This window comes from Algoriphagus boritolerans DSM 17298 = JCM 18970 (genome assembly GCF_900108085.1).
Classification (GTDB): Bacteria; Bacteroidota; Bacteroidia; order Cytophagales; family Cyclobacteriaceae; genus Algoriphagus; species Algoriphagus boritolerans.
This window is the reverse complement of the sequence record NZ_FNVR01000023.1, coordinates 1-25239: the sequence shown is the minus strand read 5'-3', so window position 1 is coordinate 25239 and position 25239 is coordinate 1. Positions and strand designations below refer to the sequence as shown.

Below are 25239 nucleotides of genomic sequence, written 5' to 3'. Positions count from 1 at the left end.
TTTGAAAATCGCTGTAATAGGAGGTGGAGCGGCAGGTTTTTTTGCAGCGATTCATGCCAGTGGAAATGGTAGAGAAGTTACAATTTTTGAAAAAAGCCCCAAGCTTCTTTCCAAAGTAAAAGTCTCCGGCGGAGGCAGATGCAATGTCACCCATCGACCCATGGAGATTTCCAAATTGGTAAAGAATTATCCACGCGGCGAAAAGTTCCTCAAACGGGTTTTCCGCTATTTTTCAATTAACGATACGTTTGAGTGGTTTGAGTCTAGAGGAGTTCAATTGAAAGTAGAATCGGACGGTCGTGTTTTTCCGGTATCGGATTCCTCCCAATCCATCATAGAGGTTTTACTTTCAGAGGCTGAAAAACTTCAAATCAGAATTCAGACTTCCACAGGAATCAAAGAACTGAATCCGACCAAAGTAGGCTATGAATTAATTACAGATAAGGGCGTTTACCGTGCCGATGCAGTGGTGGTAGCTACAGGTGGCCACCCAAAATCTGAAGGTTATAATTTTCTTAAATCACTAAAGCACAATATAAAAGATCCTATTCCTTCATTGTTTACTTTCAATACTCCCAAAGAGCCGATACGGGAATTGATGGGGGTAGCTGTCAGTGATGGTCACGTCAAAATAGAAGGAACGAAACTCAATTATCGAGGTCCGGTATTGATTACCCATTGGGGAGTCAGCGGACCTGCAGTATTAAAATTATCTGCCTTTGGTGCGGAATGGCTACATGAGCACCAGTATCAATCCCGTGCGATCATCAACTGGAATGGGAATCTTGGAGAACAGGACTACTTCTCGCAACTCAATAATTATGGAAAAGCCCACCCCAGTCGAAAGGTTTATTCTCACGCCCTGTTCGATATGCCATCCAGGCTCTGGGAGCATTTTTGCTTCAAATCAGAGGTAGAAAAAAATCAACTTTATGGAAATTTGCCAAAAAAACAATTGAATAGACTGGTTCAAAGCCTTTTTTGCTATATTTTGGAGGTCAACGGGAAAACCACTTTCAAAGAGGAATTTGTCACCGCCGGTGGCATTCTTTTGGAAGAGGTAGATCCGGAAACCATGCAAAGTTTATTTCACCCAAACCTATACTTTGCCGGAGAAGTCTTGAATAGTGATGGTATAACTGGAGGCTTTAATTTCCAGGCAGCTTGGTCGACTGGATTTCTTGCCGGTAAGTCTACTTATCAACACATACATGAGTAATTTTTACCCTGAATTGAATCTGCGAATTCTGGAAATGGCCGACGGCGACGAAGAGTTCAGAAAAGAATTAACGTTGGCCATTTACAATGGACTGGTAGAATTGCAGTCTAAATACCGGGAAGGAATAGAAGAAAAAGACGAAGTCAAAATCCAACAAATCCGGCACAAACTCAAGCCAACCCTGTCCATGTTTGAGTTTAATGATTTGACCGAATGCCTGAACGAAGGGAAAACCATAATCGAATCTCAAGGATTTGGAGAGGCAGCATTCGCTCATTATCAGGATTTTTCAAAAAAAGTGGTCATTGCAATCGCAGAAGTCAATCGACTGAAAAATTAAAAAAAAGGAGCGTACACTCGCAGCTCCTATTTCTGATTTTAAACCCTATGGTATACTTTGCTTAACAAAATAAAGACTCCGTTTCCTAAGTGTGATTACCACAAAATAAACTTCTGATGAAGTTTACCTACTTATCCAATGCCTATACTTACAAGCACCTACGGAAGTCAACCGAGCGATTTGTTTAATGGGCATTTGGAAACAATAGTCCCAAGCTAGTTCCGGAAAGTACTGGAAGAAGTCTACACACACTGGGATGATTATAATTCATGCGAGATTCTCCCGAAGAAAAATCGGGACAGGCTATCTGACCAATAAAAATCAAATTATAATCATATGAATCTACCTATCAGGAATAAGTATGGGCGGTAAGCAAACAATCAAATACCTGGGAGAAAAAGGAATTGACCTGCCAACGGAAATTAAGAAAGCAGCCGTCTATTCCACTCTTTGCAATTTACCCGCAAGTGCTGTCACCTTGAAATTGAAAAAGAATCTATTTTATAAAAATCTTTTTATTGCCATTTCAGCCACAGTACCCCCGATGGAAAGCGAACTCGTCGCAGCAGGCGAGGGAGCATTTAGGACATTAATCGAATAGTCAGATTCTCTGATCGCAAAATCATCCAACAAACCGCCCGTTCGATCGCAAGCCTGTGCACGGACTCCGGCACCGCCTTCGACCAGATCGTTTTCCTGTATTTCCGGAATCAATTCTTGGAGAGCCTTGGTAAATGCAGCTTTGGAAAAGGAGCGATACAGTTCTCCTAAGCCTGTTTTCCAATACTTGGCTGCCACTTTTTGAAAACCGGGCCATGCCAAGGTTTCCGCTAGTTCGCCTAAGTTGATCTGACTTTTTTTATAGCCCTCTCTTCTGAAAGCCAAAACGGCATTTGGTCCGGCTTCCACGCCACCTTTCATCATTCGGGTAAAATGGACTCCAAGAAATGGGAAATTCGGATCCGGTACCGGGTAGATCAGGTTTTTGACCAAATATTCCTTTTCTTTTTTCAGCTTAAAATATTCTCCTCTGAAAGGAATGATTTTCACATCATTGAAAGAGGAATCGTTCATCTCAGCTACTTTGTCAGAATACAGCCCGGCGCAATTAATGACCAGTTTGGACTCAAAGGTTTTATTTGCAGTTTCGATGTAGTTGATACTATCTTTATGACTAATTTCCAATACTTTATGATTTAAAAAAATCGCCCCTCCGGCTTGAATGATTTTCCGTCCATAAGCCAAAGCCACCTGAAAATAATCAACAATTCCTGTCTGGGGAACATGGATCGCAGCGACACCGGCACAGTGCGGCTCGTATTCCTTTAGCTCTTCCAAACTGATATATCGGGTCCCTACAAGCCCATTTTGAAGGCCTCGGTCAAAAAGCGTTTTTAGCAAAGGTTTCTGTTCCTCCTTCGTAGCCACGACTACTTTTCCGGTGATTTCAAACGGGATTTTCTCCTCGGTGCAAAATTGAATCAGTTCATGATATCCGTTGATGCAATTGGTGGCTTTGAGCGAGCCTGGCTTGTAGTAAAGCCCTGAATGTATCACGCCTGAGTTATTGGCGGTTTGGTGTTTTGCCAGCTGATCTTCTTTCTCCAAGATGGCGATTTTCAAGTCTGGACGTGCTTTTTGGATTTTCAAACCAGTGGCCAAACCTACAATGCCACCACCTACTATCACTACGTCGTATGTCATTTCAAAACCATTTTGGGTTCAAATATACAGGACGAAATGAGATTCCTGGAGCGTCTTGACTTCAGAATAAATCCTGATTTTTTAAAAATTAGCACTTCAAACGAACCAACAGTAATCGGAATGAATTTAACTTGCGACAGTTTTATCCTTCTTGTGAAAATTCCTTCAATGCTTCGATACCTTCTTTTTACAGGTTTTTTCCTTTTTTCTACTTCAGTCTGGGCCCAATTTACCATCAAAGGAAAAGTAACAGATGCAGAAACAGGTGATCCAATTCCTTTTGCGAATGTGATCTTAAAAGGTACCACGACTGGAATTACCACTGATTTTGAAGGAAATTACTTTTTAAGCCCCAGCGCAATTTCTGACAGTATTACAGTCAGTTATCTGGGGTATATCAGGCAAACGAAAGCTTTGAGGAAAGACCCAGATCAAACGGTTAACTTTCAGTTGCGACCGGAATCCTTCGAGTTGGAAGCTTTTGTATTTGAAGCAGGGGAAAACCCTGCATTTGAAATTATCCGAAGGGCCTCTGACCGCCGAAAAAACTTTGACAAAAGAAGCCTTGAAGCATACGAAACAAAAAACTACACCAAAATAGAAATCGACATCGATAACCTCTCGGAGGATTTTCGTCAGCGAAGGTCAGTTCAGAAAGTAACTTCGGTACTTGACAGCATCAAGCAATTGACTGACGATGAAGGCGAAAAAATACTTCCGGTGTTTTTTTCCGAGACTTTTTCCAAATTCTATTACCGAAATAATCCTGAACTGAAGAAGGAAGTCATTGAAAAATCGAAAGTAACCGGAGTTGGAATCACTGATGGATCGACCACTTCCCAGATTACAGGTTCGGTCTTTCAGGAATACAATTTTTACAAAAACTGGCTCCCGATTCTGAACAAGGATTTTATTTCTCCGATTTCTGACGGTTGGAAGACATACTACGACTATGATCTGCTGGATTCAGTTTTGATAGGTCAGGACACTACTTACAAGCTCCAAGTTTATCCTCGAAGAGAGCAGGATTTGGCCTTCACAGGATTCATTTGGATCAAAAAGGCTGACTATTCGCTCAAACAGGTCGATTTGACGATTCCCAAAGAGGCTAACCTCAACTTTGTGGATCGAATCAAAATCCAACAGGAATTGATTCCTACGCCAGCCGGTCCCTTGATTCCTTCCAAAACGCGCGTGCTGATCAAAATCGCACAAGTGAGTGACAACACCCCAGGACTTTTGGCAAAGTTTTATACCGTGACGGACAGCATCTTGGTCAACGACCCGATGGAAACGAAGTTTTTCAATCAGGCTGTGGAATTAAAACCCGATTACGGCATAGTTGAGTCAGACTTTTGGGAGAAATATCGACCTGATCCTTTAAGTGTAGAAGAACTGGCTGTGCTCCAGATGGTGGATACCTTGAAAAATATCCCAATCATCAAATTTTATTCCGAAGGATTAAAGTTTTTTGCCACAGGATATAAGCAGATAGGCAAACTTGATTTTGGTCCCTGGCCTGAATTCTTCAATTACAATAATGTGGAAGGAGTGAGGCTGGGAATGGGTTTGCGAACCAATTACAAGTTCTCTAAAAAATGGGAGTTGAAAGCTTATGGAGCCTATGGTTTTCAGGATGAGGAATGGAAGTATTCAGCTTCAGTGACTCGGATTCTGGATCGTGCACGTTGGACGACAATTCAGGCCTATTCCTCCCGAGAAATTGATCAGGTGGGATTGGAGATGTCAAATCTTCAAGGTAACAGTATCTTCTTGGCCGCCAGTAGATTCGGTACTTTGAGGAGTCCTTATTTCAGCTCCAATCATGGATTGAACATTCAGCGGGAATTTTTTAAAGGATTCTTGATGAAAGGTGGATTGAATCTTAGTCAATTTGATCCGCTCTTTGATTTTTACTTTTTGGATAAAGATACAAGAGAGTACAAATCCAATTTTGCCACCACTGAAATCCGGGCAGGAATCCGATACGGAAGGGATGAAATCATCATAATTAACGATAATGAGAGGGCGTCTTTAGGTTCGGTGAAATGGCCGATTTTTGAAGTAAACTACGCAAGAGGAATGGATTTGCTGGGGGGAGATTTGGATTATCAAAAGCTCAGTTTGTATGTCTACCACAGGATTAATTTGGGGCTGTTTGGAGTGGGAAGATATGAATTGGATGCGGGGAAAATTTTTGGAGAAGTTCCTTACCCAATTCTGAAAAATCACTTGGGAAATGAGACCTTGTTTTACACCACGGCGGCATTTAACACGATGAACTTCACCGAATTCACTTCTGATCGATATTTCAGCATTCGGTACAGACAGTCCTTTGAGGGATTTTTGCTCAATTCGATTCCCTTGATTCAGAAATTAAAGTGGAGACTTGTAGGGAATGTAAATGCACTTTGGGGGTCCGTGTCGGATCGGAATCTTGCTAATATTCCGACAGTAGATCCGGTGGGAAATCCATTGAATTCCTTTGGTCGCTTGGATTTTGGGACGCCTTTCCTGGAATTGGGCTATGGAGTTGAAAATATCTTCAAGTTTTTCCGAGTTGACTTTTTCCACAGGATGACTTATTTGGATAACCCGGGAGCTAAACCGTTTCATGTAAAGGTTAGTGCGCAGTTTATTTTGTGATTTTGGAATAAAATTCAATTTCTTTCGACTAAGTATTTGTGTTAAAAAAAAACTTTAATTTAAAGGGAAATTAAGCGTCTAAAAAGTTTATCTGACTTAGGATATATTTCAGGATATCAATTGCTTAGGACAAAAGAGACCAGAATTAATTAAAACCCATTTTAACATGAAATTCTCTTCCAAACCAGTGCTCATCGGATTTTTTCTAGTTTTCCTGACATTATCTCAATTCACTTTTGCTCAGACCGAACCCGAAACCTTCACCGCAAAAAATGCTGTTTATATTGAAGTCGGCGGAAGTTCTGGCAGATATGCAGTCAACTACAGCAAGATTTTTCATCAAAAAGGGAAACTAAAGCTAAGTGCGAGTGCAGGTTTTTCTATGTGGCCTAAGAAGTTTGACTCAAAGACAATTTGGCTCCCAAGTATTCCTATAGAGGTATCAGCCCTTTTCGGCAAGTCAAACCATCATCTGGAATTGGGAATGGGAATCACTTCTTACTTAACCAGAAGTTTGGCTTTTAATTCGGAAACATTTGAGAATATCGATAAAGTGGTTTTTGATGCGGCCATACCTGTAAGAATTGGCTATAGATTTCAAAAGCCAGAAGGAGGATTTTTTTTCCGCGTGGGATATACTCCAGTTATCAATTTTCCAACTGGCGGAAAAGGTGGATGGGGTTTTGATCCTTATTGGGCAGGAATAAGTTTTGGAAAGAGTTTTTGAGTTGGGTTGAATCTTTTTGATTCCATTAGGAAAAAAAACATGTATATCCGCAATTGCACCAGCACTACAGTGAAAGCAGAATAAGATTTATGAAGTTGGAATTTTTACAAAATCTCAAATAGCCTTCTTAAGTAGCTCCGAAGGAGCCAAACCATTCATGACCCTGTACGAAGTGCAGGGCAGCCATTGAAAATTTCCTTCCTTTGAGCCCTGAAAGGGTGAAACTTCAACGCGTCACCCTTTCAGGGCTTCTTTCCTTTTATTTTGACTTTGCCCCCGGCTACACCGGGGGTTATGAATTGTAACGATCCTTCGGATCTTAGGCTATCAAACATTGGACTTCAGATTTCCTAATTAAATTTGCCTAGTGGTGTCATTGCGGATGATCATGAAAAAAAATTATCATTTTATGTGTATCGTCATATCTGTTGGTTACTGAATATTGACCGTTTTCGAGATTCAGAAAATCCCCCTGCCCCATTTAAAAAAGGGGGAGTTGCCTAAATTGATCCTCAAATGTTGTTAGGAATAGTCTACGTGCAGTCATCCGTATACACATATAAGATTAGATTAATCCCAATCCTTTTTAGCTATAGGAGTAGAAATCGAATATCATTTCCATATTCTCTTCCCCTAAATTTTTCCTTTGCGGGCCGGTTGTGCATATTTGCAGCTTAAACCATTTGCCTGTTTGTATGGGCAGAAAAAACACGATACATGTCACAACTTATTAAAATTACCCTTCCGGATGGCTCCGTGAAGGAGTATGAAAAAGGGACTTCCGGACTACAGATTGCTGCAAGTATCAGCGAGGGTCTAGCACGAAATGTTCTTGCTGCCAAAGTCAACGGTCAGGTTTGGGATGCCACTCGAGCAATCCAAGAAGACGCTATCCTTCAATTGCTTACCTGGAATGACGGAGAAGGCAAAAACACCTTCTGGCACTCTTCGGCTCACTTAATGGCAGAAGCCTTGGAAGCGCTATATCCTGGCATTAAGTTCGGAATCGGCCCGCCTATTGAAACCGGTTTCTACTACGATGTCGACTTCGGTGATCACAAGCTGGAAGGGGAGGAGCTGGAGAAGATCGAGCAGAAAATGATCGAACTTGCCCGCGAAAAAGCCGATTTTATTCGCAAAGAAGTAGGAAAAGCTGACGCAATCGCATTTTTCAAGGAGAAAGGCGATGAATATAAGCTTGATCTTTTGGAAGGATTAGAAGACGGTTCCATTACTTTTTACGAGCAGGGAAACTTCACAGATCTCTGCCGTGGACCGCACATTCCAAATACAGGTTTTATCAAAGCTGTCAAGCTGACTAATATTGCCGGAGCGTATTGGAGAGGGGATGAAAAGCGCAAAATGTTAACCCGTATCTATGGCGTCACTTTCCCGAAAGCCAAACAACTTCAGGAATACTTGACTTTGCTGGAGGAAGCGAAAAAACGTGATCACCGTAAGATCGGTCGTGAATTGGAGCTTTTTACGTTTTCTGAAAAAGTGGGAATGGGCTTGCCGCTGTGGCTTCCAAAAGGAACACTTTTGCGCGAGCGACTCATCAGCTTTATGAAAAAAGCGCAGGATAAGTCAGGCTATCAGCAGGTGACGACACCTCATATCGGTAGCAAAGCATTGTATGAGACTTCAGGTCACTACGAGAAATACGGGAAGGATTCATTTCAGCCAATCACTACGCCTCATGAAGGTGAAACCTTCTTGCTGAAGCCGATGAACTGCCCTCACCATTGTGAAATCTACAAGCATAAGCCACGATCTTACAAGGATTTACCGATTCGATATGCTGAGTTTGGAACGGTTTACCGTTACGAGCAAAGTGGTGAATTGCACGGCTTGACCCGAGTGAGAGGTTTTACTCAGGATGATGCGCACATTTTCTGCCGCCCGGATCAGGTAAAGGAAGAGTTTATCAAAGTGATTGATTTGGTGCTTTATGTCTTCAAAGCCTTAGGTTTTGAGGATTACACAGCTCAGATTTCCTTAAGAGATCCGGAGAAAAAGGAAAAATACATCGGTTCGGATGAGGCTTGGGAAAAAGCAGAATCAGCGATTATTGAAGCGTCAGCTGAGAAAGGGCTGGAAACTGTAACTGAATTAGGCGAAGCGGCATTCTATGGACCAAAGCTGGACTTTATGGTCAAAGATGCCTTGGGCAGAAAGTGGCAGCTGGGAACCATCCAGGTGGATTACCAATTGCCGGATCGATTCCAGTTGGAATATATTGGTTCGGATAATCAAAAGCACAGACCGGTGATGATCCACAGGGCTCCTTTTGGTTCATTGGAGCGCTTTGTTGCGGTCTTGATTGAGCACTGTGCGGGTGATTTTCCGCTGTGGCTTTCTCCGGAGCAGATCAATATTCTTCCGATCTCCGAAAAATATATTGGGTATGCCGAAGAGCTTAAAAGCTTATTGGATGAAGCCGATATTACAGGAAGCATAGATAACAGGGATGAGAAGATCGGTCGTAAGATCCGCGATTCAGAGGTGAAAAAAGTGCCTTTCATGCTGATAGTAGGGGAAAAGGAGCAAGAAGAAGGCAAAGTTTCTGTCCGAAAGCATGGTCAGGGAGACTTGGGAAGCTTCACTCCGACAGAGTTTATCTCATATTTTAAGGAGATTATTTCAGAATCGCTGAATAAGCAGTAATTGGGTAATATTTAATTCTGCTTTTTAGAATTAGAAATAATTCCGATATTTGCAGTCAATTTCAATAAAAACAACCGAAAACACTTGAGAGAAAGACAACCACCTAGAGGTCGACAAGAAGAACCATATAAGGTAAATCAAAAAATCAGAGCTCGCGAAGTAAGAGTAGTAGGAGATTTCGTCGAAGGAGGGAACGAAGTATTGCTTCTGGAAAAGGCAATTAAACTGGCTCAGGACAATGAGCTGGATCTGGTTGAAATTTCGCCGACTACCAATCCACCTGTTTGTAAGATTTTGGATTATGCCAAATTCAAATACGAGCAGAAGAAAAAGCAGAAGGAAATCAAGTCAAATGCGGCAAAAGTTGTTTTGAAAGAAATCCGTTTCGGGCCTAATACAGACGATCACGATTACAGTTTCAAATTGAAGCATGCGATCAGCTTTCTAAAGGAAGGGTCAAAAATTAAAGCTTATGTACACTTCGTTGGCCGATCAATTGTTTTCAAAGAGAGAGGAGAAATGCTCCTGTTGAAATTTGCTCAGGCGTTGGAAGATTACGGAGTGGTAGAACAGATGCCTAAGCTCGAAGGAAAGCGTATGAATATCTTCATCGCTCCGAAACCGGGGAAGAAATAATTTCAACCAATTAAATACAGCAAAATGCCAAAAGTAAAAACCAAATCAAGTGCAAAAAAACGGTTTACCCTCACAGGAACCGGTAAAATCAAAAGGAAACACGCTTATAAAAGCCATATCCTGACGAAAAAATCTACCAAACGTAAAAACAACCTCACCAAAACTGGTTTGGTACACGTGTCTGACGAAGGTAGAGTAAGAAATATGTTGAAGATCTGATCTTCACCTCATTTCAATTAATAAGTAAGGTTCATTAATTCACCAGATGCTTTGGTAAAAAAGATCCCGAGAAATCAGGACACCAAGCGTCAAAAATCAAAAAACTATGCCTAGATCGGTAAACGCGGTAGCGTCAAGAGCAAGAAGAAAAAAGATACTTAAAGCCACTAGAGGCTACTTCGGAAGAGGTAAAAATGTGTGGACAGTAGCTAAAAACAAGTACGAGAAAGGTCTTCAGTACGCATACAGAGACCGTAAAGCAAAGAAAAGAGAATTTCGAGGTTTATGGATTCAGCGTATCAACGCCGGTGCAAGATTGCACGGTGTTTCTTATTCTCAATTAATGGGTTTGTTGAAGAAAGCTGAAATCGAACTTAACCGTAAGGTTTTGGCGGATTTGGCAATGAACCATCCAGAAGCATTCAAAGCTGTAGTTGAAAGAGTAAAATAAGGTCGGCACATCCTTATTTTGCAGAAGCCTTCCTTCGGGGAGGCTTTTTTGTTTATAATAATTTGAAAATGCCGTAGCAGGACACGGCCAAAATAGAAGTCACACTCAGCCAAAACATAATTTCTGAAAAAGATCCTGAGGTCAGCTTTAGTCCCTTATTTTTTATTCTAAATTTAATCGAGGCGAAAATCACCACAAGTAGTAACACAGATCCAACTACCCCGCCTGAAAGCACCATGAATCCGGGTAGTTTCACAAAAAGAAACGTCAAAATCCATAACGAGGGAAGTACGATAGCCAAGGCACTAACCCACTTGTTCAAAGACTTTTTGTCATCGTAGGCAATCCATCCAAATTGGGAAAAAATATCCGGGAAAAGCCTGGACCAATAGGCTAGGGTAGCAAAAACGCTGGAATATAATGCGAAAAAAGCACCGATGAGGTAACCATATCTAGCACCTTTCCCGAGCGATTCAGTATAGATAGCCGCCAGCGAATTGATCAAATCCATTCCATCAGGTAAAGCATCATTTCCGTGAAGAATTGCGGCCCCTAATAAGTAGAAGGATGCCGTCACCAAGGTATAGATTATCATGGCCAAAAACGCATCCAGATACATGATTTTGATCCAACCTTGGGCTCGATATCTCCAGTTTTCTGATCCGTCATTTGGACCTGTGAATGTTGCATAGCCTTTTTCCTGACACCAATAGGTATAAGCTATGATTTCATCACTTGCCACACCGGTGATCCCAAACGCGCCAATCGCCACAAAAAGAACTTCCTGAGGGAGTTTGAAACTCAACCCGGACACGACATCAGCAAGTGAAAATGCAAACGGGGTATAAAAAACTGCAAAAAGTGAGACAATGGTAAAAAGCGTAAACCCAAATACCATCAGCATGGATGCTTTTTCCACCAGACGATAATAGTTTTTATAGATTAAAAGGCTCAGGCTAATCCCCAACAGGACAATCCAAAAAACTACTGATGCAGCTGGAAAAAGTAAATTTAGTACAATGGCTGCTCCGCCAAGCATACCGCCCAACTGAAGAATTTTGAACAAGGTAAGCACAAAAGTCGCCCAAACGGCCCAATTTGCATGGAGCACTTTACCGCCTTGCAATAAATTAAACTCATGCATTAGAGGTCTACCCGATACAATTGCATTTTTCCCAAATTCGAGTTGAACTGCGACCTTAATCAGGCAGCTGACCAAAATCACCCAAAACGTGATAAATCCCCCTTTGGCCCCCAGAATCGTCGTGGCAATTAATTCTCCTGAGCCAACAATAGATGCCGAAAGAATAAATCCTGGACCTAAAAAATGAAGTTTCTTAAGAAAAGAATCAGGTGGATTTTGGGTTTGACTTGGGTTCATTTCCATGAAAGATAGTCAAAAATGAAAAAAGGCTTCCATCTCTGAAAGCCTTTGTAGCGAGGACGGGAGTTGAACCCGTGACCTCAGGGTTATGAATCCTGCGCTCTAACCAACTGAGCTACCTCGCCAAATATTTTATAAATCAACAGTTCAAATTAATCAGGAGATTTGAGTTCCCGTCCACCGCACCTTTGCGCCGTGACGTAGCGGATATGAATCCCACTCCCGAAAGCCATCGGGATACCTCGCATTACAAGTGATTTATTTTTTTTAAATATTGTTTTCTGAATTTAATCGTTAAATTAAACGACCGTCAGATTTTCAAAAACAAGGCGTTTTCCGTTTGAATTACGCCTTTTGATACCCTTTCCGAAAGGGAATGCAAATATGAGGTCTTGTACTCTGAAATGCAAGTTCCAATTTGATAAAAAGTGTGATTAAGTCACCCGTAAAATTACAAATCATGGTCAAAAATAAGTTTGTTGCTGATTATCAAATAAATGCTTCCAGAAAAATTGTATTTCAATATTTAAGTACAGCCAGTGGATTAGGAGAGTGGTTTGCGGATGATGTCCGGATAGATGAAGACAGAAATTACATCTTCAATATTGACAATGAGGATCATCATGCCAAGTTGACGTCACTTCGGGCAAATCTTCACGTAAAATTTGATTTTTTTGATCCCAAAAACCCAAATGATGCCGATCATTCCTTCATTGAATTTAAGCTTGAGGAAAATGAACTGACCCAATCACTTTTTCTGAAAGTAATTGACTATTCAAATGAGTATGAAGAAGAGGAGCTTGAAGCCATTTGGGATGGATTGATTGCCAAGTTAAAGGAGATAATAGGTGGATAAATTCCATCCAAATCGCCAACTTTGAACTCCTGTAGCAGAATTCCGTTTTCTGTTGGGGAGTTAGATTTTACGAATGAAAAAACTCGATAAGCTTATTCTGGGATCTTTTCTAGGTCCGTTTTTACTTACTTTTTTGGTGGTTGACTTTATCCTGCTGATTGTCAACATGCTCAAATACTTCGATGAGATATTCGGTAAAGGTTTGGGCTTTTTCATTTATTTAGAACTGATCGGATATTTTGTTATCAGTATTTCGCCCATGGCTTTGCCTTTGGCGGTATTGCTTTCGAGCTTGATGACTTTTGGTAATCTCGGAGAACATTTTGAACTCACGGCAATAAAAAGCAGTGGGATTTCTTTGATCCGGGCAATGAGGCCGATTGGGATATTTGTCGTGTTTTTGACGATTGGAGCTTATTTGTCCAATAACTATTTGGTTCCAAAAGTAAATCTAAAAACCTTCAGCCTCCTCTACGACATCCGAATGAAATCCCCGGCATTAGACATCAAAGAGGGGATATTTTACAGCGGAATTCCCAATTATAGTATTAAAGTAAACGAGAAACGGGATGATATCCGATTGAAGGATATCATTATTTACAACCATGCCGAGCAGCAAGGTAACCTGAATGTAACCTTGGCAGATTCGGGTAGGATGGAGACATTTTTCAGCGAAAGCTACCTGAAGTTGACTTTGTACAATGGGCTGAACTATAAGGAAGACCGATTGACTAGAGGGATCTCAGAAGGTCCTGTTAAATTTTCAAGGACGAAATTTGATGAAAATGTAATCGTCTTCGACTTAGGTGCTTTTCAGCTGAGCCGCACTCCGGAGGATCAATGGTCCACTAACCGGGCAATAAAAAATATCGCAGAGATCAAGGAAGGATTGGATTCAATCTACACGCTGGTCAATGATTTGAAATTTCAAAACTATCAAACCGCAGAGAGTATTTATCCTTTCTTTACGAAAAACAGAAAACTCAGTCCACCTGAAGAAATAAAAAAAAGGAAAGAACTGGATGATGCAGTCAGAAAAAGTAGAATCCAACGGGAAAGGAAGAAACGGGACTCCCTGGAAAGGTTAAAAACAAAAAGTGATTCGGCGGTTGTTAAACGTCTGGACTCGCTCCAAAACCGTGAATTAAAAATAAATGTAGCCGCGACCAGTCAGCCCTTGAAAACCGATTCCATTTTCAAACGCAAGCTAAGCCGAAATTCACTCAATAAAAACTCAGTCGACTCCTCAACCAAATTAATCACTTCGGTAGATACCACTGGAAAAGAAATACCCAAAAAGAATCCCCGGACTACACCGTTGACACCTGAGGAAAAGGCATTGATCGATTCTGTGATATTTAAGCGAGGATACATATCCAATGCTTTAACCATGTCATTGAACAATTCCCGCAACCTGAAGAATACATTCAATGTCAAAATGACTCAGATTGAAAATCACGAACGCGAATTCAGAAGGTATGAAATCGCTTGGTATCAAAAATACACACAGGCAATTGCGTGTTTTGTTATGTTTTTAATCGGAGCCCCCTTAGGATCTATTATAAAGAAAGGAGGACTTGGGATGCCAGTTTTGATTTCGATCATCTTCTTTATCCTGTTTTACATGCTGACAATAACCGGAGAAAAATGGGCAAAAGAAGGTGTGACAGACTCATTTTTTGGGACAATTTTCTCCAATCTTTGTCTTATTCCATTTGGTTTGTTCTTTTTAAGACAGGCAAGGAAAGACGCCCGACTGTTTGAGGGTGATTTTTATTCTGAAATCTGGAAAAAACTAACCGCATTTTTATCCAAATCATCGGCAAAGTCCAACTGAATATTTACTTTTTGAAATAATAATCTTACCTTTGTACCTAATTTAATTAATTTAGCTAAACATGTATTTAACACCAGAGAAAAAACAAGAGTTGTTTCAAAATCATGGACGGTTAAAATCTGCTACTGATACAGGATCTCCTGAATCACAGATTGCCCTCTTTACACACAGAATCCATTATTTGACTGAGCATTTGAAGTCAAATAAAAAGGATCACTCCACCAGGTTGGGATTGTTGAAGCTGGTAGGTAAGCGAAGAAGCCTTCTTAATTACCTACATAAGAAAGAAATCGAGCGCTACAGAGCAATCATCGCTGAGCTTGGAATCAGAAAATAACACCTCAGTAAGGTTTTCTAACTTGAAGACCTTACTTTTTTCTTTTTACGCTAGATGCCTAAATTTTTCAAACCGAAGAAATTACACTAATTATCAGTTATGTTACCAAATTTAATCACTAAGACCATTCACTTACGGGATGGCAGAGAAATCACTATTGAAACCGGTGCACTTGCCAAACAAGCAGATGGTGCTGTTGTTGTCAGAATGGGGAAAGCTATGATTTTGGCTACCGTTGTATCCAAAAAAGAAGCTTCAGAAGGAGTTGACTTTTTACCGATGTCTGTGGACTATCAGGAGAAGTTTGCTGCTTCGGGGAAAATTCCAGGAGGATTTTTGAAAAGAGAAGGCCGACTTTCTGATTATGAAATCTTAATTAGCAGAATCGTTGACCGAGCTATCCGACCGATTTTTCCTGACGATTATCACGCAGACACCAATATATCGATCACCTTGATGTCTGCAGACGAAAATATATTGCCTGATTGTTTGGCAGGCTTGGCCGCTTCGGCTGCTCTGGCTGTTTCTGATATTCCTTTCAACGGACCTATTTCTGAAGTAAGAGTAGCCAAGATTGATGGCGTGTTGATCATCAACCCAACACCAGCTCAATTGGAGAAATCCTCCTTAGAATTTATTGTAGCAGGATCTAAAGAATACATTCTGATGGTAGAGGGTGAAGCAAACGAAATCTCTGAGGATGAGATGGTCGAAGCGCTTCAATTTGCTCATGAAGAAATCAAAAGACACTGTGAAGTTCAGATTGAATTGACCAAAGTTGTTGGAAAAGAAGTAAAACGTGCATACAACCACGAAAAATCCGATCCGGCACTTTTCGATAAAATGAAATCTGAGCTTTACGATAAACTCTTCGAATGTGTTTCTAAGCAAATCCCAAATAAGTCTGAGCGATCAGATCTTTTAAAGAAGATAAAAGAAGAATTTGTAGCAAGTTTGGGACAAGATCATGGATTCGAAACAAGCCTGATCGGACCTTATTTCCATAAAATTCACAAAGAGGCTGCTCGAAACCTTACCCTTGAAACCAAAAAAAGACTGGATGGAAGAGACCTCAACGAGATCAGACCTATCTGGACGGTAGTAGATTATTTGCCTTCGGCACATGGTTCGGCCATTTTCACGAGAGGTGAAACACAATCCATCACCACCTGCACCCTCGGTACTAAGATGGATGAGCAAATGGTGGACGGAGCGATGATCTCCGGATTCAATAAATTCTTCCTGCACTATAATTTCCCGGGATTTTCCACCGGTGAAGTGAAAATCAACAGAGGTCCCGGTAGACGTGAAGTAGGTCATGGGAATCTTGCCATGCGGGCTTTGAAAAAAGTACTTCCTCCTGACAACCAAAATCCGTACACCATCCGGATCGTTTCCGATATTTTGGAATCTAATGGTTCCTCTTCCATGGCAACTGTTTGCGCTGGTTCATTAGCCCTGATGGATGCAGGTATTCCAATCAAAGCACCGGTAACAGGTATTGCGATGGGAATGATATCCGATACCAAAACAGGTAAATATGCAATTCTTTCTGATATCCTGGGAGATGAAGATCACTTAGGAGACATGGACTTCAAAGTGACAGGTACTGAAAAAGGAATCACTGCCTGTCAGATGGACCTTAAAGTAGAAGGTCTGGATTATTCAGTTTTGAAGGAAGCCCTCTATCAGGCAAAAGAAGGACGTCTGCACATTTTGAATGAGATCACTAAGACACTGGCTGCACCAAAACCAGATTTTAAGCCACATACCCCACGTTCGTTTATGATGTGGATACCTAAAGAATTGATTGGTGCGGTAATTGGACCTGGAGGAAAGGTCATCCAAGAGATCCAAAAGGATACAGCTGCTACCATCATCATTGAAGAAGTGGACAATCAGGGTAAAATCAATGTATTCTCAGCTAATCAGGCCAATATGGATGCCGCGATCCGACGGATCAAAGCTATCGTTGCGCAGCCGGAAATCGGTGAAACGTATACCGGAAAAGTGAAAAACATTCAACCATTTGGAGCCTTTGTGGAATTTATGCCGGGCAAAGATGGTTTACTTCATATCTCGGAGGTAAAGTGGGAGCGACTGGAAAGTATGGAAGGTGTACTCGAGCCAGGCGAAGAGATTATGGTCAAATTGATAGACGTCGATAAAAAAACAGGGAAATTCAAACTTTCTAGAAAGGCTCTTTTGCCAAAACCTGAAAAGCCTGTAGCTTAAAATCCATTTAAATCAAGTAATTGACGATCTTAAACTATTAAAAATTTATTTCTCAAATTCTATTCTGAATGAGGCAGCTAAAAATTAGCAAACAGATTACCAACAGAGAATCCCAATCCCTGGATAAGTACTTGCAGGAAATTGGTAAAGTTGACCTGTTGACAGCAGACGAAGAGGTGGTTTTGGCAAAAAGAATTCGTGAAGGCGATCAACTTGCCCTCGAAAAATTGACGAAAGCAAATCTTCGATTTGTGGTATCTGTAGCTAAACAATACCAAAATCAGGGACTGTCTCTTGGTGATTTGATCAATGAAGGCAACTTGGGGTTGATCAAAGCGGCACAGCGATTTGACGAGACCCGTGGTTTCAAATTCATCTCCTATGCAGTATGGTGGATCAGACAGTCAATCCTTCAGGCATTGGCTGAGCAGTCCAGGATTGTTCGCCTTCCTCTGAATAGAGTGGGCTCTCTGAACAAGATCTCCAAAACTTTCAGTGAACTGGAGCAGAAGTTTGAGCGTGAACCCTCTCCTGAGGAATTAGCTGAGGTCCTTGAAGTGACTGCTTCGGAGGTTGTGGATACCATGAAGATTTCAGGTCGACATGTATCAATGGATGCCCCTTTTGTACAGGGAGAAGAAAACAGCCTTCTTGATGTCTTGGAAAATGACGGGGACGAAAAGCCGGATGATGGATTGATGACTGATTCCCTGCGTAAAGAAGTACAGCGTGCCCTTTCTACACTTACCCAGCGGGAGGCCGATGTTATTACTCTTTACTTTGGATTGAATGGTGAGCATGCCATGACGCTCGAAGAAATCGGAGAGAAATTTAACCTGACCCGTGAGCGTGTGAGGCAAATTAAAGAAAAGGCCATCCGGAGGTTGCGTCATACTTCAAGAAGTAAGACCCTGAAACCTTATCTTGGATAAATCTTAAAAAAGGGGCTTAGGCCCCTTTTTTATTTGACTCCTTTTTAAGATTTTAATTTCTAGTTATAAGTAACGCTGCTCACTTTTGGGAATTTTAACTTTAGGTAATTTTGTTACCGAATTTGAAATGACAAAATTTAAACGATTTAATACAATCAATTAATGAATCAAGAAATTGAAAGGGCCAAAGTGTTGATCATTGGATCTGGTCCGGCAGGTTATACCGCTGCTATTTATGCTGCTAGGGCTGGGATGTCACCTATTTTGTATACAGGAGGGCAGCCCGGAGGGCAACTTACCATTACAAATGATGTGGAAAATTATCCGGGATACCCAGATGGCGTGATGGGACCCGAAATGATGGAAGATTTCCGCAAGCAGGCTGAAAGATTTGGTACGTCTGTACGTTATGGAATGGTGACAAGTGTGGATTTCAATGCTCACCCGCATACTGTGATCGTGGACGATCAAATCACAATCCACGCCGATACAGTAATAATTTCAACCGGAGCATCTGCCAAGTGGTTAGGGATAGAAAGTGAGACCCGACTGAATGGAAAGGGAGTCTCTGCCTGTGCGGTCTGTGATGGTTTTTTCTTCAAAGGTCAGGACGTTGCCATAGTGGGTGCAGGAGATACTGCCTGTGAGGAGGCGACCTACTTGTCAAACATTTGTTCCAAAGTCTACATGATTGTGAGAAGAGATGTAATGCGTGCGTCTCAGATTATGCAAAACAGGGTAATCAACAATCCGAAAATTGAAATTCTTTGGAATACTGAGACAGAAGAAATTCTCGGAGATGAAGAAGTACGTGGTGTCAGGGTGATTAACAATAAAACGGGAGAAAAGCGTGAAATAGCAATTTCTGGCTTCTTTGTTGCTATTGGACATCAACCAAACACCGAAATTTTCAAGGATTTCATTCACATGGATTCTTCCGGGTATATCAAGACGATTCCGGGTACTACCAAGACCAATGTGGAAGGTGTTTTTGCATGTGGTGATGCACAGGATCACGTTTACAGACAAGCAGTTACTGCAGCAGGGACAGGCTGTATGGCGGCATTGGATGCAGAGCGATACCTCGCATCACAGGAGAATCATTAAATCCAGTTAATGAGTAATTTTAATCTGAAAGTAATATTTGGAATTCTCTTGAGCATTGGTTTCAGCGAAGTCAATGCTCAAGTTTTTCCAAAGATTATCAAGAGAAACAATACCACTATTCCGGCAAATACCCAGGAGCGAAGAAATATCGAACTGAGAGAATTTGACCAAGATTCTTATCTGAGGACACTTTCTTCCCAGACAGATTCCATGATTTTTCAATATGATGTGAATCTGGCCCGGATTCGATCCATTGTGAGCGAGGATAGAAATACCTTATCCTGGGCACCGACTAATCAAATGATTCGTGTCTCCGAGCAAATTCAGATTGATAGCATATGGGTGACTGCCTTTGAATATTTTTCCAATTGGGATAGCCAAAAAGTAGATATCTACAATTACGATATCCGAAATTTCTCCGACAGTTTAAATCTCAGACTTTATGATCCCCGCTTTGGTTTGGAGTGGAAAATGCCCGTAGAAAATCCCCTGGTTAACTCCAAGTATGGCTACCGCTGGAGACGAATGCACTATGGGACCGATTTGGATTTGAATACGGGAGATCCGGTTTTTTCAGGTTTTGACGGTATCGTGCGCGTCAAGTCATACGATCGCTACGGATATGGCTATTTTTATGTCGTCAGACACAAGAACGGACTCGAAACGGTCTACGGACATTTGTCCAAACATGTGGCTGAGGTAGGAGATGAAGTAAGGGCAGGTGATCTCTTGGGTAAAGGGGGGTCCACCGGAAGAAGTACAGGCCCACATTTGCATTATGAGTTGAGATATAAAGGTGTGCCTTTTGATCCGGAGCGAGTTTATGATTTTGGTTCCGGAGAAATCACCGTCCAGGATTTGCTGGTTTCTAAAGCGCTGTTTGGACAAACGATCCAAGCCCGATCTGCCGCCTACCATCGGGTAAAGCGAGGGGAAAACCTAGGATCCATAGGCCGAAGATATGGTGTATCGGTGGCTCAATTGACCCGGCTGAATGGCATCACGACCAGAACGATCTTACGTGTAGGTCAAAATTTAAGAGTGAAATAATTAGCTATACTTATGATAAAATTGGACATACTGGTCATCGCCGCTCATCCGGATGATGCCGAATTAGGTTGCTCAGGAACCATCGCCGCGCAGGTTGCCCAAGGCAAAAAAGTGGGAATTGTTGACCTCACCCAAGGTCAAATGGGCACAAGAGGTACACCCGAACTTCGAATTCAGGAAGCCAATGAAGCTGCAAAAATTTTGGGTTTAAGTGCCCGTGAAAATCTGGGATTCGAAGATGTCTTTTTTAAAGATGACAAAGCACATCAGCATGAACTTATCAAAGTAATCCGAAAATACCAGCCTGAAATTGTACTGGCCAATGCCATTTCGGATCGTCATCCCGATCACGGAAAAGGCGCATCTTTGGCCACACATGCCTGTTTCATGAGTGGGCTGAGAAAAATTGAGACAGAATTGGAGGGGGTGACTCAAGATCCCTGGAGACCAAAGTATGTCTACCACTACATCCAAAACAACTACATCCAGCCCGATTTCATTTTTGATATCTCAGCCTACTGGGATACCAAAGTAGCCAGCATCATGGCCTTCAAATCTCAATTTTACGATCCAAACAGTCAGGAACCGGCAAGCTTTATCTCTTCACCGGAGTTCCTTCCCTTCATTGAATCCCGGGCCAGAGAGTTTGGTCACCGGATTTTAACCCAATACGGAGAAGGTTTTACCGTAGAACGGTACATTGGTGTCACCGATCTTTTTGACCTGAAATAATCAGGGAGCAAGCCTGAAAATATCCCAATTCCCTTTTGCTTGCTTTTGGTAGCAGATTCGGTCGTGTAGCCGGCTTGGTCTTCCCTGCCAAAATTCCACCCGAATAGGGAGCAATCGATAGCCGCCCCAGTGTGGTGGTCTGGAAATGGGTTCAGTAGAAAACCGCTTTTCCATGGATTCAAGCCGGGAGTTCAATTCTTCTCTGTTTTCGATAATCTGACTCTGAGGCGAAGTCCAAGCTCCTAGTTGAGAGCCTTTGGGTCGGGAATTAAAGTAGGCATCAGATTCCTGAGCACTTACTTTTTCGATTTCTCCCATGATTCTGACCTGACGCTCCAAGTCCGGCCAGAAAAAAGTCAAGGACGCCTTGGGATTTGCTGCGATTTCCTGACCTTTTTCGCTTTCATAATTGGTGAAAAAGACGAATCCGTGATCCAATTCTTTCAAAAGAACAATCCGGGCATTGGGAAACCCATTTAATCCCAGGGTAGACAGACACATGGCATTGACTTCCGGCACTTCCGAATCGATTGCTTCATCCAGCCATACCCGAAATTGTTGGAGTGGATCAAAGCTTACATCATTGAAATCCAGTGATTTGATAGTATACTCCTTGCGTATTTCAGAAAGCTTCATGATTGATTTCAAATAAATTTTAGATTGTTCATTAAAAGTACCACAGCCATTGGTTTTTTAAAATTTAAGCCTATATTTTTCCCGTAATAAGCAAGACTAGCCTATGATAAACGATCCTTCAAGAATTCCACAGGCAGGGAACTTACTGATCTCAGAACCTTTTTTGCAGGATGAAAATTTCGTCCGGTCGGTTGTTTTGCTCTGCGAACACAATTCCGAAGGGAGTTTTGGATTGGTACTGAACAAACCCTCCATTTTAAGACTGAGCGAATTGGTCGAAGACCTTTCTTTTTTGGAAAATGAGGTCTTTGTCGGAGGTCCCGTTGAGCAAAATACGCTACATTTCATCTACTTTGGAGAAAAAAGGCTCGAAGACAGCATTTCCATCGGTCAGGATCTGTGGTGGGGCGGAGCATTTGATGATTTGGTCTATCAATTGAAATCCGGCTTAATGGAACCCGAAAACGTCCGTTTTTTTATCGGTTATAGCGGTTGGGGTTCGGGGCAACTTTCCGATGAACTCAGTGAAAACACCTGGATTATTTCTGACTCCAAACTGGAAGCCACCGTATTTCAAAACACACCCGATGAGCTCTGGAGATTGGTCCTTAAAAACATGGGAGGGGAGTTTAAGGTAATGGCAAATTATCCCCTTGACCCGAGATTAAATTAGGCAAAATGCCTACTTTTGCCCATATTGCCTCGAAATAGTAGCGTTTTTATGACTGAGAAAAGTAACGAATTGTCTGATAAAGACAAGGTGACCCAAGCTTCTTCCGATGAAGCAAAAGGTATCAACAAAGAAGATCAAGTGGAGCAAAAAAAGGCAGATGCCGCAGCTTCCGATGAAGAAACTGAAAAAGTAGAATCCAACCTCCACGAAGTTGAGGCCGCCTTGGCAAGTCCTGTGGAAGGGAATCCGGTGGGTGAGGAGACTGAAGCAGTCGCTGACCCTATCCAAGAGACGAAATCAGAAGAAGCTGACAGCCCCGCTTCAATTTCCAATGAAGAAACTTCCGAAATTCAAGAAGTAGTTCAGTCCCAAGACGAGGAAGTTCCTTCCAATGATGCTGCTCAAACTGTCCCCCAAGAGGCAGCTGAAGTGGTTGAAGCTAAAGATCATACAGTCTAAAAAAACACTTCTGAATCAGAGTCAGAAGAGACTGAACAGGACGAAGATCACCCGGAAGAACCGGTCGAACTCTCAGGACTGTCTACAGTGCAACTTTTAAAGCTCTTAAAAGATAAAATTCAAACTACCCCGATTCTTAGGCTCGACAAAATTGCCCACGAAATCAAGGCGGCTTTTGATGAATTGATTTCCAAGGAAAAAGAAGAGGCGCTGGCAAAGTTCAAAGCCGAGGGCGGAACCGAAGAGGAGTTTGAATACCGTCACCACGAGGAAGAACGTGAATTTTTAAAGGTTTTCAATGACTTCCGATACCAATTAAATTCCCTCAGAAAAGAAGCGGAACGCCAAAAAGAAAAAAATCTAACAGCCAAAACGGAGCTCTTGAACAAACTCCGGGATCTGGTAGACGGGGAGGAGACTACGCTCAGTATGTCTACCATCAAGGCGATTCAGGAAGAATGGAAGGCTATAGGTCCCGTACCTGCTTCCCAAAACAGAAACCTTTGGGCAAGTTTCAATGCCCTGATGGATAGATTTTACGACAACCGCAGTATTTACTTCGAACTGAAGGAGCTCGATCGTAAAAAGAACCTGGAAAGCAAAACCGAACTTTGTGAAAAAGCGGAAGCACTCAAGGATGCCCCTGAACTGAAGGAAGCGATCCGTCAGCTCAATGAACTTCATGAGGAATTCAAGCACATCGGCCCGGTACCGAGAGAAGATCAGGAAAAACTTTGGCAACGCTTCAAGGCGGCATCCGATGCGGTTTATGACCGGAGAAAGGATTTCTACGAAGGTCAAAAAGAAGTCTATCTCCAGAATCAGGTAGAAAAAGAAGCCCTTATCGCACAATTAGCCACTTTTGCGGATTTCAAGGCGGATCGGATCAAGGATTGGAATACCAAGACTAAGGAAATCCTGGATATCCAAAAGGCTTGGGAAAAAATCGGCCCGGTCACCAAAGAAGCCGGTAAGGAAATCAACAAAGCCTTCTGGGCGGCATTCAAGCATTTCTTCCACAATAAGAACTTATTCTTCAAAGAACTGGATGAAATCCGTGCGGCTAACCAAAATAAAGCCGAGGAGCTCATTGCCAAAGCCGAGGAACTGATGAACAATACCGACTGGCAAAATACCGCCAATCAGCTCGTCAAGCTCCAGCAGGAATGGAAAAAACTGGGGCCAATACCGGAAAAGAACAGAGACAATCTGTACAAGAAATTCAAGATTGCCTGTGATACCTTCTTTGAAAACCGCAGAAACTCCAATAAGCAATCCAATAACGAGTTTGACGAAAACCTGAAGAAGAAGCAGGATATCATCAGGCAAATCCACGAGGCAGCAAAAGGGGAGGACTTGAGCGAAAATACCCTTTCAGAGCTGGTATCTGAGTTTAACGAAACCGGATTTGTACCCAGAAAAAACATCAAGGAAATCCAGGCTCAATTTAAAGATGCTGTGGACCGCTATCTCGAAAAGATGGACCCAAGTGGATCAGGTAGAGAAGACTTCCTGTTTAGACTCAATCTGAACCGGATTCAGGCTGACCCCAATTCCACCAAGACCCTGAATCGGAAAGAGCACGGCATCCGCAAGCAGATCACCGATCTGGAAAACAGCATCACGCTGTGGAGAAACAACCTGGAATTCTTTGCAGCCTCCAAAACCGCCGACAAACTCAAGGATCAGTTTGACATCAAGATCAAAAAGGCAGAAGAGGAGATCGATAAGCTGAAGAGCAAATTGTCGATTTTGAAAGAATTCTAAATTTTTACTGCTCAAAACCTGAGAGATAGAAAAAACTTAGGGGATGAGTTTGGAGTCAATAGAGTGAAGGTATATATTTGCTCCACCAATACGGAAAGCCTCTTTAGCTCAGCTGGTAGAGCAACTGACTTGTAATCAGTAGGTCGCTGGTTCGATCCCGGCAAGGGGCTCAAAAAAGGGAAACAGAAATGTTTTCCTTTTTTTATTTATGCCTAGTTCATTTTGATCCTCATTTCCTTAGGTTTCACCTAGGGCTATTGAGAAGTTCGATCCTTTCAGGATTGTCATTTTTTTCTCCAATCTTTTCTGATTCCAAATTACTGTCGTCCGACTAATTCCACAAAGTACAGAAAAAGTGCTTCAGATTAATTTTGGAGGGCTTTTTTTATTCGTTTCAAAAAGTACCCCCTATCCAGAGAAGAACAATTCTGTTTGTACATTTTTAAGATCCTTTTGAAATATACTTTTAAAATAGGCCTCTGTGTGAAGCAGAAACTTTTCAAGGCTGACATAAGAGCATAGATTTTTCGCCGCCACCATCACCATGGTGGAAAAGTCCTCGGCTTCCTTAACCCGTTTATGAAGCACCGTGAACAGCAGATTTAGGATCAGGGCCACCCATATC

The 25239-nt window shown here is 42.0% G+C and carries 22 protein-coding genes, 2 tRNA genes and 1 pseudogene; 20 read left to right on the top strand and 5 right to left on the bottom strand.

What is annotated here, in order from left to right; genetic code table 11:
• Nucleotide 1: 1 nt before the first annotated feature.
• The gene (locus tag C4S61_RS16405) at nt 2-1219 is read left to right on the top strand and encodes a BaiN/RdsA family NAD(P)/FAD-dependent oxidoreductase (protein WP_103925886.1); all 1218 of its coding nucleotides are present in this window, start codon (nt 2-4) and stop codon (nt 1217-1219) included.
• Nucleotides 1212-1559, top strand: coding sequence for a hypothetical protein (locus C4S61_RS16400; protein ID WP_103925885.1), 348 nt, complete (start codon nt 1212-1214; stop codon nt 1557-1559). Before C4S61_RS16405 ends, C4S61_RS16400 begins: the two co-directional genes overlap by 8 nt.
• Before the next feature lie 501 nt (nt 1560-2060).
• On the opposite strand, the gene lhgO is transcribed toward C4S61_RS16400, so the two are convergent.
• Nucleotides 2061-3263 carry an L-2-hydroxyglutarate oxidase gene (gene lhgO / locus C4S61_RS16390; RefSeq protein ID WP_103925884.1) on the bottom strand — a complete coding sequence of 401 codons (1203 nt, stop codon included), beginning with the start codon at nt 3261-3263 and terminating at the stop codon, nt 2061-2063.
• A gap of 168 nt (nt 3264-3431) precedes the next feature.
• On the opposite strand from lhgO, the gene C4S61_RS16385 reads away from it, so the two are divergent.
• The 6 genes from C4S61_RS16385 (at nt 3432) to rplT (ending at nt 10609) form a co-directional block, all read left to right on the top strand.
• Nucleotides 3432-5909, top strand: coding sequence for a DUF5686 and carboxypeptidase-like regulatory domain-containing protein (locus tag C4S61_RS16385; RefSeq protein WP_103925915.1), 2478 nt, complete (start codon nt 3432-3434; stop codon nt 5907-5909).
• 166 nt (nt 5910-6075) lie between these two features.
• Entirely contained in the window at nt 6076-6636 is a 561-nt protein-coding gene (locus C4S61_RS16380; protein ID WP_200820601.1) for a hypothetical protein, read from the top strand.
• Nucleotides 6637-7353: 717 nt separating this feature from the next.
• A complete protein-coding gene (gene thrS, locus C4S61_RS16375; RefSeq protein WP_103925883.1) occupies nt 7354-9303 on the top strand; it encodes a threonine--tRNA ligase in 1950 nt (649 codons plus the stop codon).
• Between the two features lie 84 nt (nt 9304-9387).
• On the top strand, nt 9388-9939 hold the full coding sequence (gene infC / locus C4S61_RS16370; RefSeq protein ID WP_103925882.1) for a translation initiation factor IF-3: 552 nt from the start codon (nt 9388-9390) through the stop codon (nt 9937-9939).
• Nucleotides 9940-9963: 24 nt separating this feature from the next.
• Nucleotides 9964-10158, top strand: coding sequence for a 50S ribosomal protein L35 (gene rpmI, locus C4S61_RS16365; protein WP_103925881.1), 195 nt, complete (start codon nt 9964-9966; stop codon nt 10156-10158).
• Between the two features lie 106 nt (nt 10159-10264).
• Nucleotides 10265-10609, top strand: coding sequence for a 50S ribosomal protein L20 (gene rplT / locus C4S61_RS16360; protein WP_103925880.1), 345 nt, complete (start codon nt 10265-10267; stop codon nt 10607-10609).
• Between the two features lie 52 nt (nt 10610-10661).
• On the opposite strand, the gene C4S61_RS16355 is transcribed toward rplT, so the two are convergent.
• Both C4S61_RS16355 and C4S61_RS16350 read right to left on the bottom strand, forming a co-directional pair.
• The gene (locus C4S61_RS16355) at nt 10662-11990 is read right to left on the bottom strand and encodes an Nramp family divalent metal transporter (RefSeq protein ID WP_103925913.1); all 1329 of its coding nucleotides are present in this window, start codon (nt 11988-11990) and stop codon (nt 10662-10664) included.
• 54 nt (nt 11991-12044) lie between these two features.
• Nucleotides 12045-12118: transfer RNA gene (locus C4S61_RS16350), tRNA-Met, on the bottom strand.
• A 335-nt stretch (nt 12119-12453) separates the two neighbouring features.
• On the opposite strand from C4S61_RS16350, the gene C4S61_RS16345 reads away from it, so the two are divergent.
• From C4S61_RS16345 to bshB1, 8 genes are all read left to right on the top strand, one after another.
• Nucleotides 12454-12849 (top strand): START-like domain-containing protein, encoded by a 396-nt coding sequence (locus C4S61_RS16345; protein WP_103925879.1) that lies wholly within the window; start codon nt 12454-12456, stop codon nt 12847-12849.
• Between the two features lie 73 nt (nt 12850-12922).
• Nucleotides 12923-14686, top strand: a complete 1764-nt coding sequence (locus C4S61_RS16340; RefSeq protein ID WP_103925878.1) for an LptF/LptG family permease — start codon at nt 12923-12925, stop codon at nt 14684-14686.
• A gap of 61 nt (nt 14687-14747) precedes the next feature.
• A complete protein-coding gene (gene rpsO / locus C4S61_RS16335; RefSeq protein ID WP_103925877.1) occupies nt 14748-15023 on the top strand; it encodes a 30S ribosomal protein S15 in 276 nt (91 codons plus the stop codon).
• Between the two features lie 99 nt (nt 15024-15122).
• Complete coding sequence (gene pnp / locus C4S61_RS16330) at nt 15123-17258, top strand: polyribonucleotide nucleotidyltransferase (RefSeq protein WP_103925876.1); 2136 nt, start codon at nt 15123-15125, stop codon at nt 17256-17258.
• Between the two features lie 68 nt (nt 17259-17326).
• The gene (locus C4S61_RS16325; protein WP_026951708.1) at nt 17327-18190 is read left to right on the top strand and encodes a sigma-70 family RNA polymerase sigma factor; all 864 of its coding nucleotides are present in this window, start codon (nt 17327-17329) and stop codon (nt 18188-18190) included.
• Nucleotides 18191-18352: 162 nt separating this feature from the next.
• On the top strand, nt 18353-19297 hold the full coding sequence (gene trxB / locus C4S61_RS16320; RefSeq protein WP_103925875.1) for a thioredoxin-disulfide reductase: 945 nt from the start codon (nt 18353-18355) through the stop codon (nt 19295-19297).
• Nucleotides 19298-19306: 9 nt separating this feature from the next.
• A complete protein-coding gene (locus tag C4S61_RS16315) occupies nt 19307-20347 on the top strand; it encodes a M23 family metallopeptidase (protein WP_103925874.1) in 1041 nt (346 codons plus the stop codon).
• Between the two features lie 15 nt (nt 20348-20362).
• Nucleotides 20363-21079, top strand: coding sequence for a bacillithiol biosynthesis deacetylase BshB1 (bshB1, locus tag C4S61_RS16310; RefSeq protein ID WP_103925912.1), 717 nt, complete (start codon nt 20363-20365; stop codon nt 21077-21079).
• On the opposite strand, the gene pdxH is transcribed toward bshB1, so the two are convergent.
• Nucleotides 21080-21715, bottom strand: a complete 636-nt coding sequence (gene pdxH, locus C4S61_RS16305; RefSeq protein WP_103925873.1) for a pyridoxamine 5'-phosphate oxidase — start codon at nt 21713-21715, stop codon at nt 21080-21082.
• Nucleotides 21716-21818: 103 nt separating this feature from the next.
• Here pdxH and C4S61_RS16300 point away from each other — a divergent pair, with 103 nt between their 5' ends.
• The 4 genes from C4S61_RS16300 (at nt 21819) to C4S61_RS16285 (ending at nt 24784) form a co-directional block, all read left to right on the top strand.
• Complete coding sequence (locus tag C4S61_RS16300) at nt 21819-22388, top strand: YqgE/AlgH family protein (RefSeq protein WP_103925872.1); 570 nt, start codon at nt 21819-21821, stop codon at nt 22386-22388.
• 48 nt (nt 22389-22436) lie between these two features.
• Complete coding sequence (locus C4S61_RS16295) at nt 22437-22847, top strand: hypothetical protein (RefSeq protein WP_103925871.1); 411 nt, start codon at nt 22437-22439, stop codon at nt 22845-22847.
• An 87-nt stretch (nt 22848-22934) separates the two neighbouring features.
• On the top strand, nt 22935-24614 hold the full coding sequence (locus tag C4S61_RS16290; protein WP_235010051.1) for a DUF349 domain-containing protein: 1680 nt from the start codon (nt 22935-22937) through the stop codon (nt 24612-24614).
• A 97-nt stretch (nt 24615-24711) separates the two neighbouring features.
• A tRNA-Thr gene (locus tag C4S61_RS16285) sits at nt 24712-24784 on the top strand.
• Nucleotides 24785-25022: 238 nt separating this feature from the next.
• Here the strand turns inward: C4S61_RS16285 and C4S61_RS22360 are convergent.
• Nucleotides 25023-25239: pseudogene (locus C4S61_RS22360) on the bottom strand (IS4 family transposase); the annotation flags it as partial.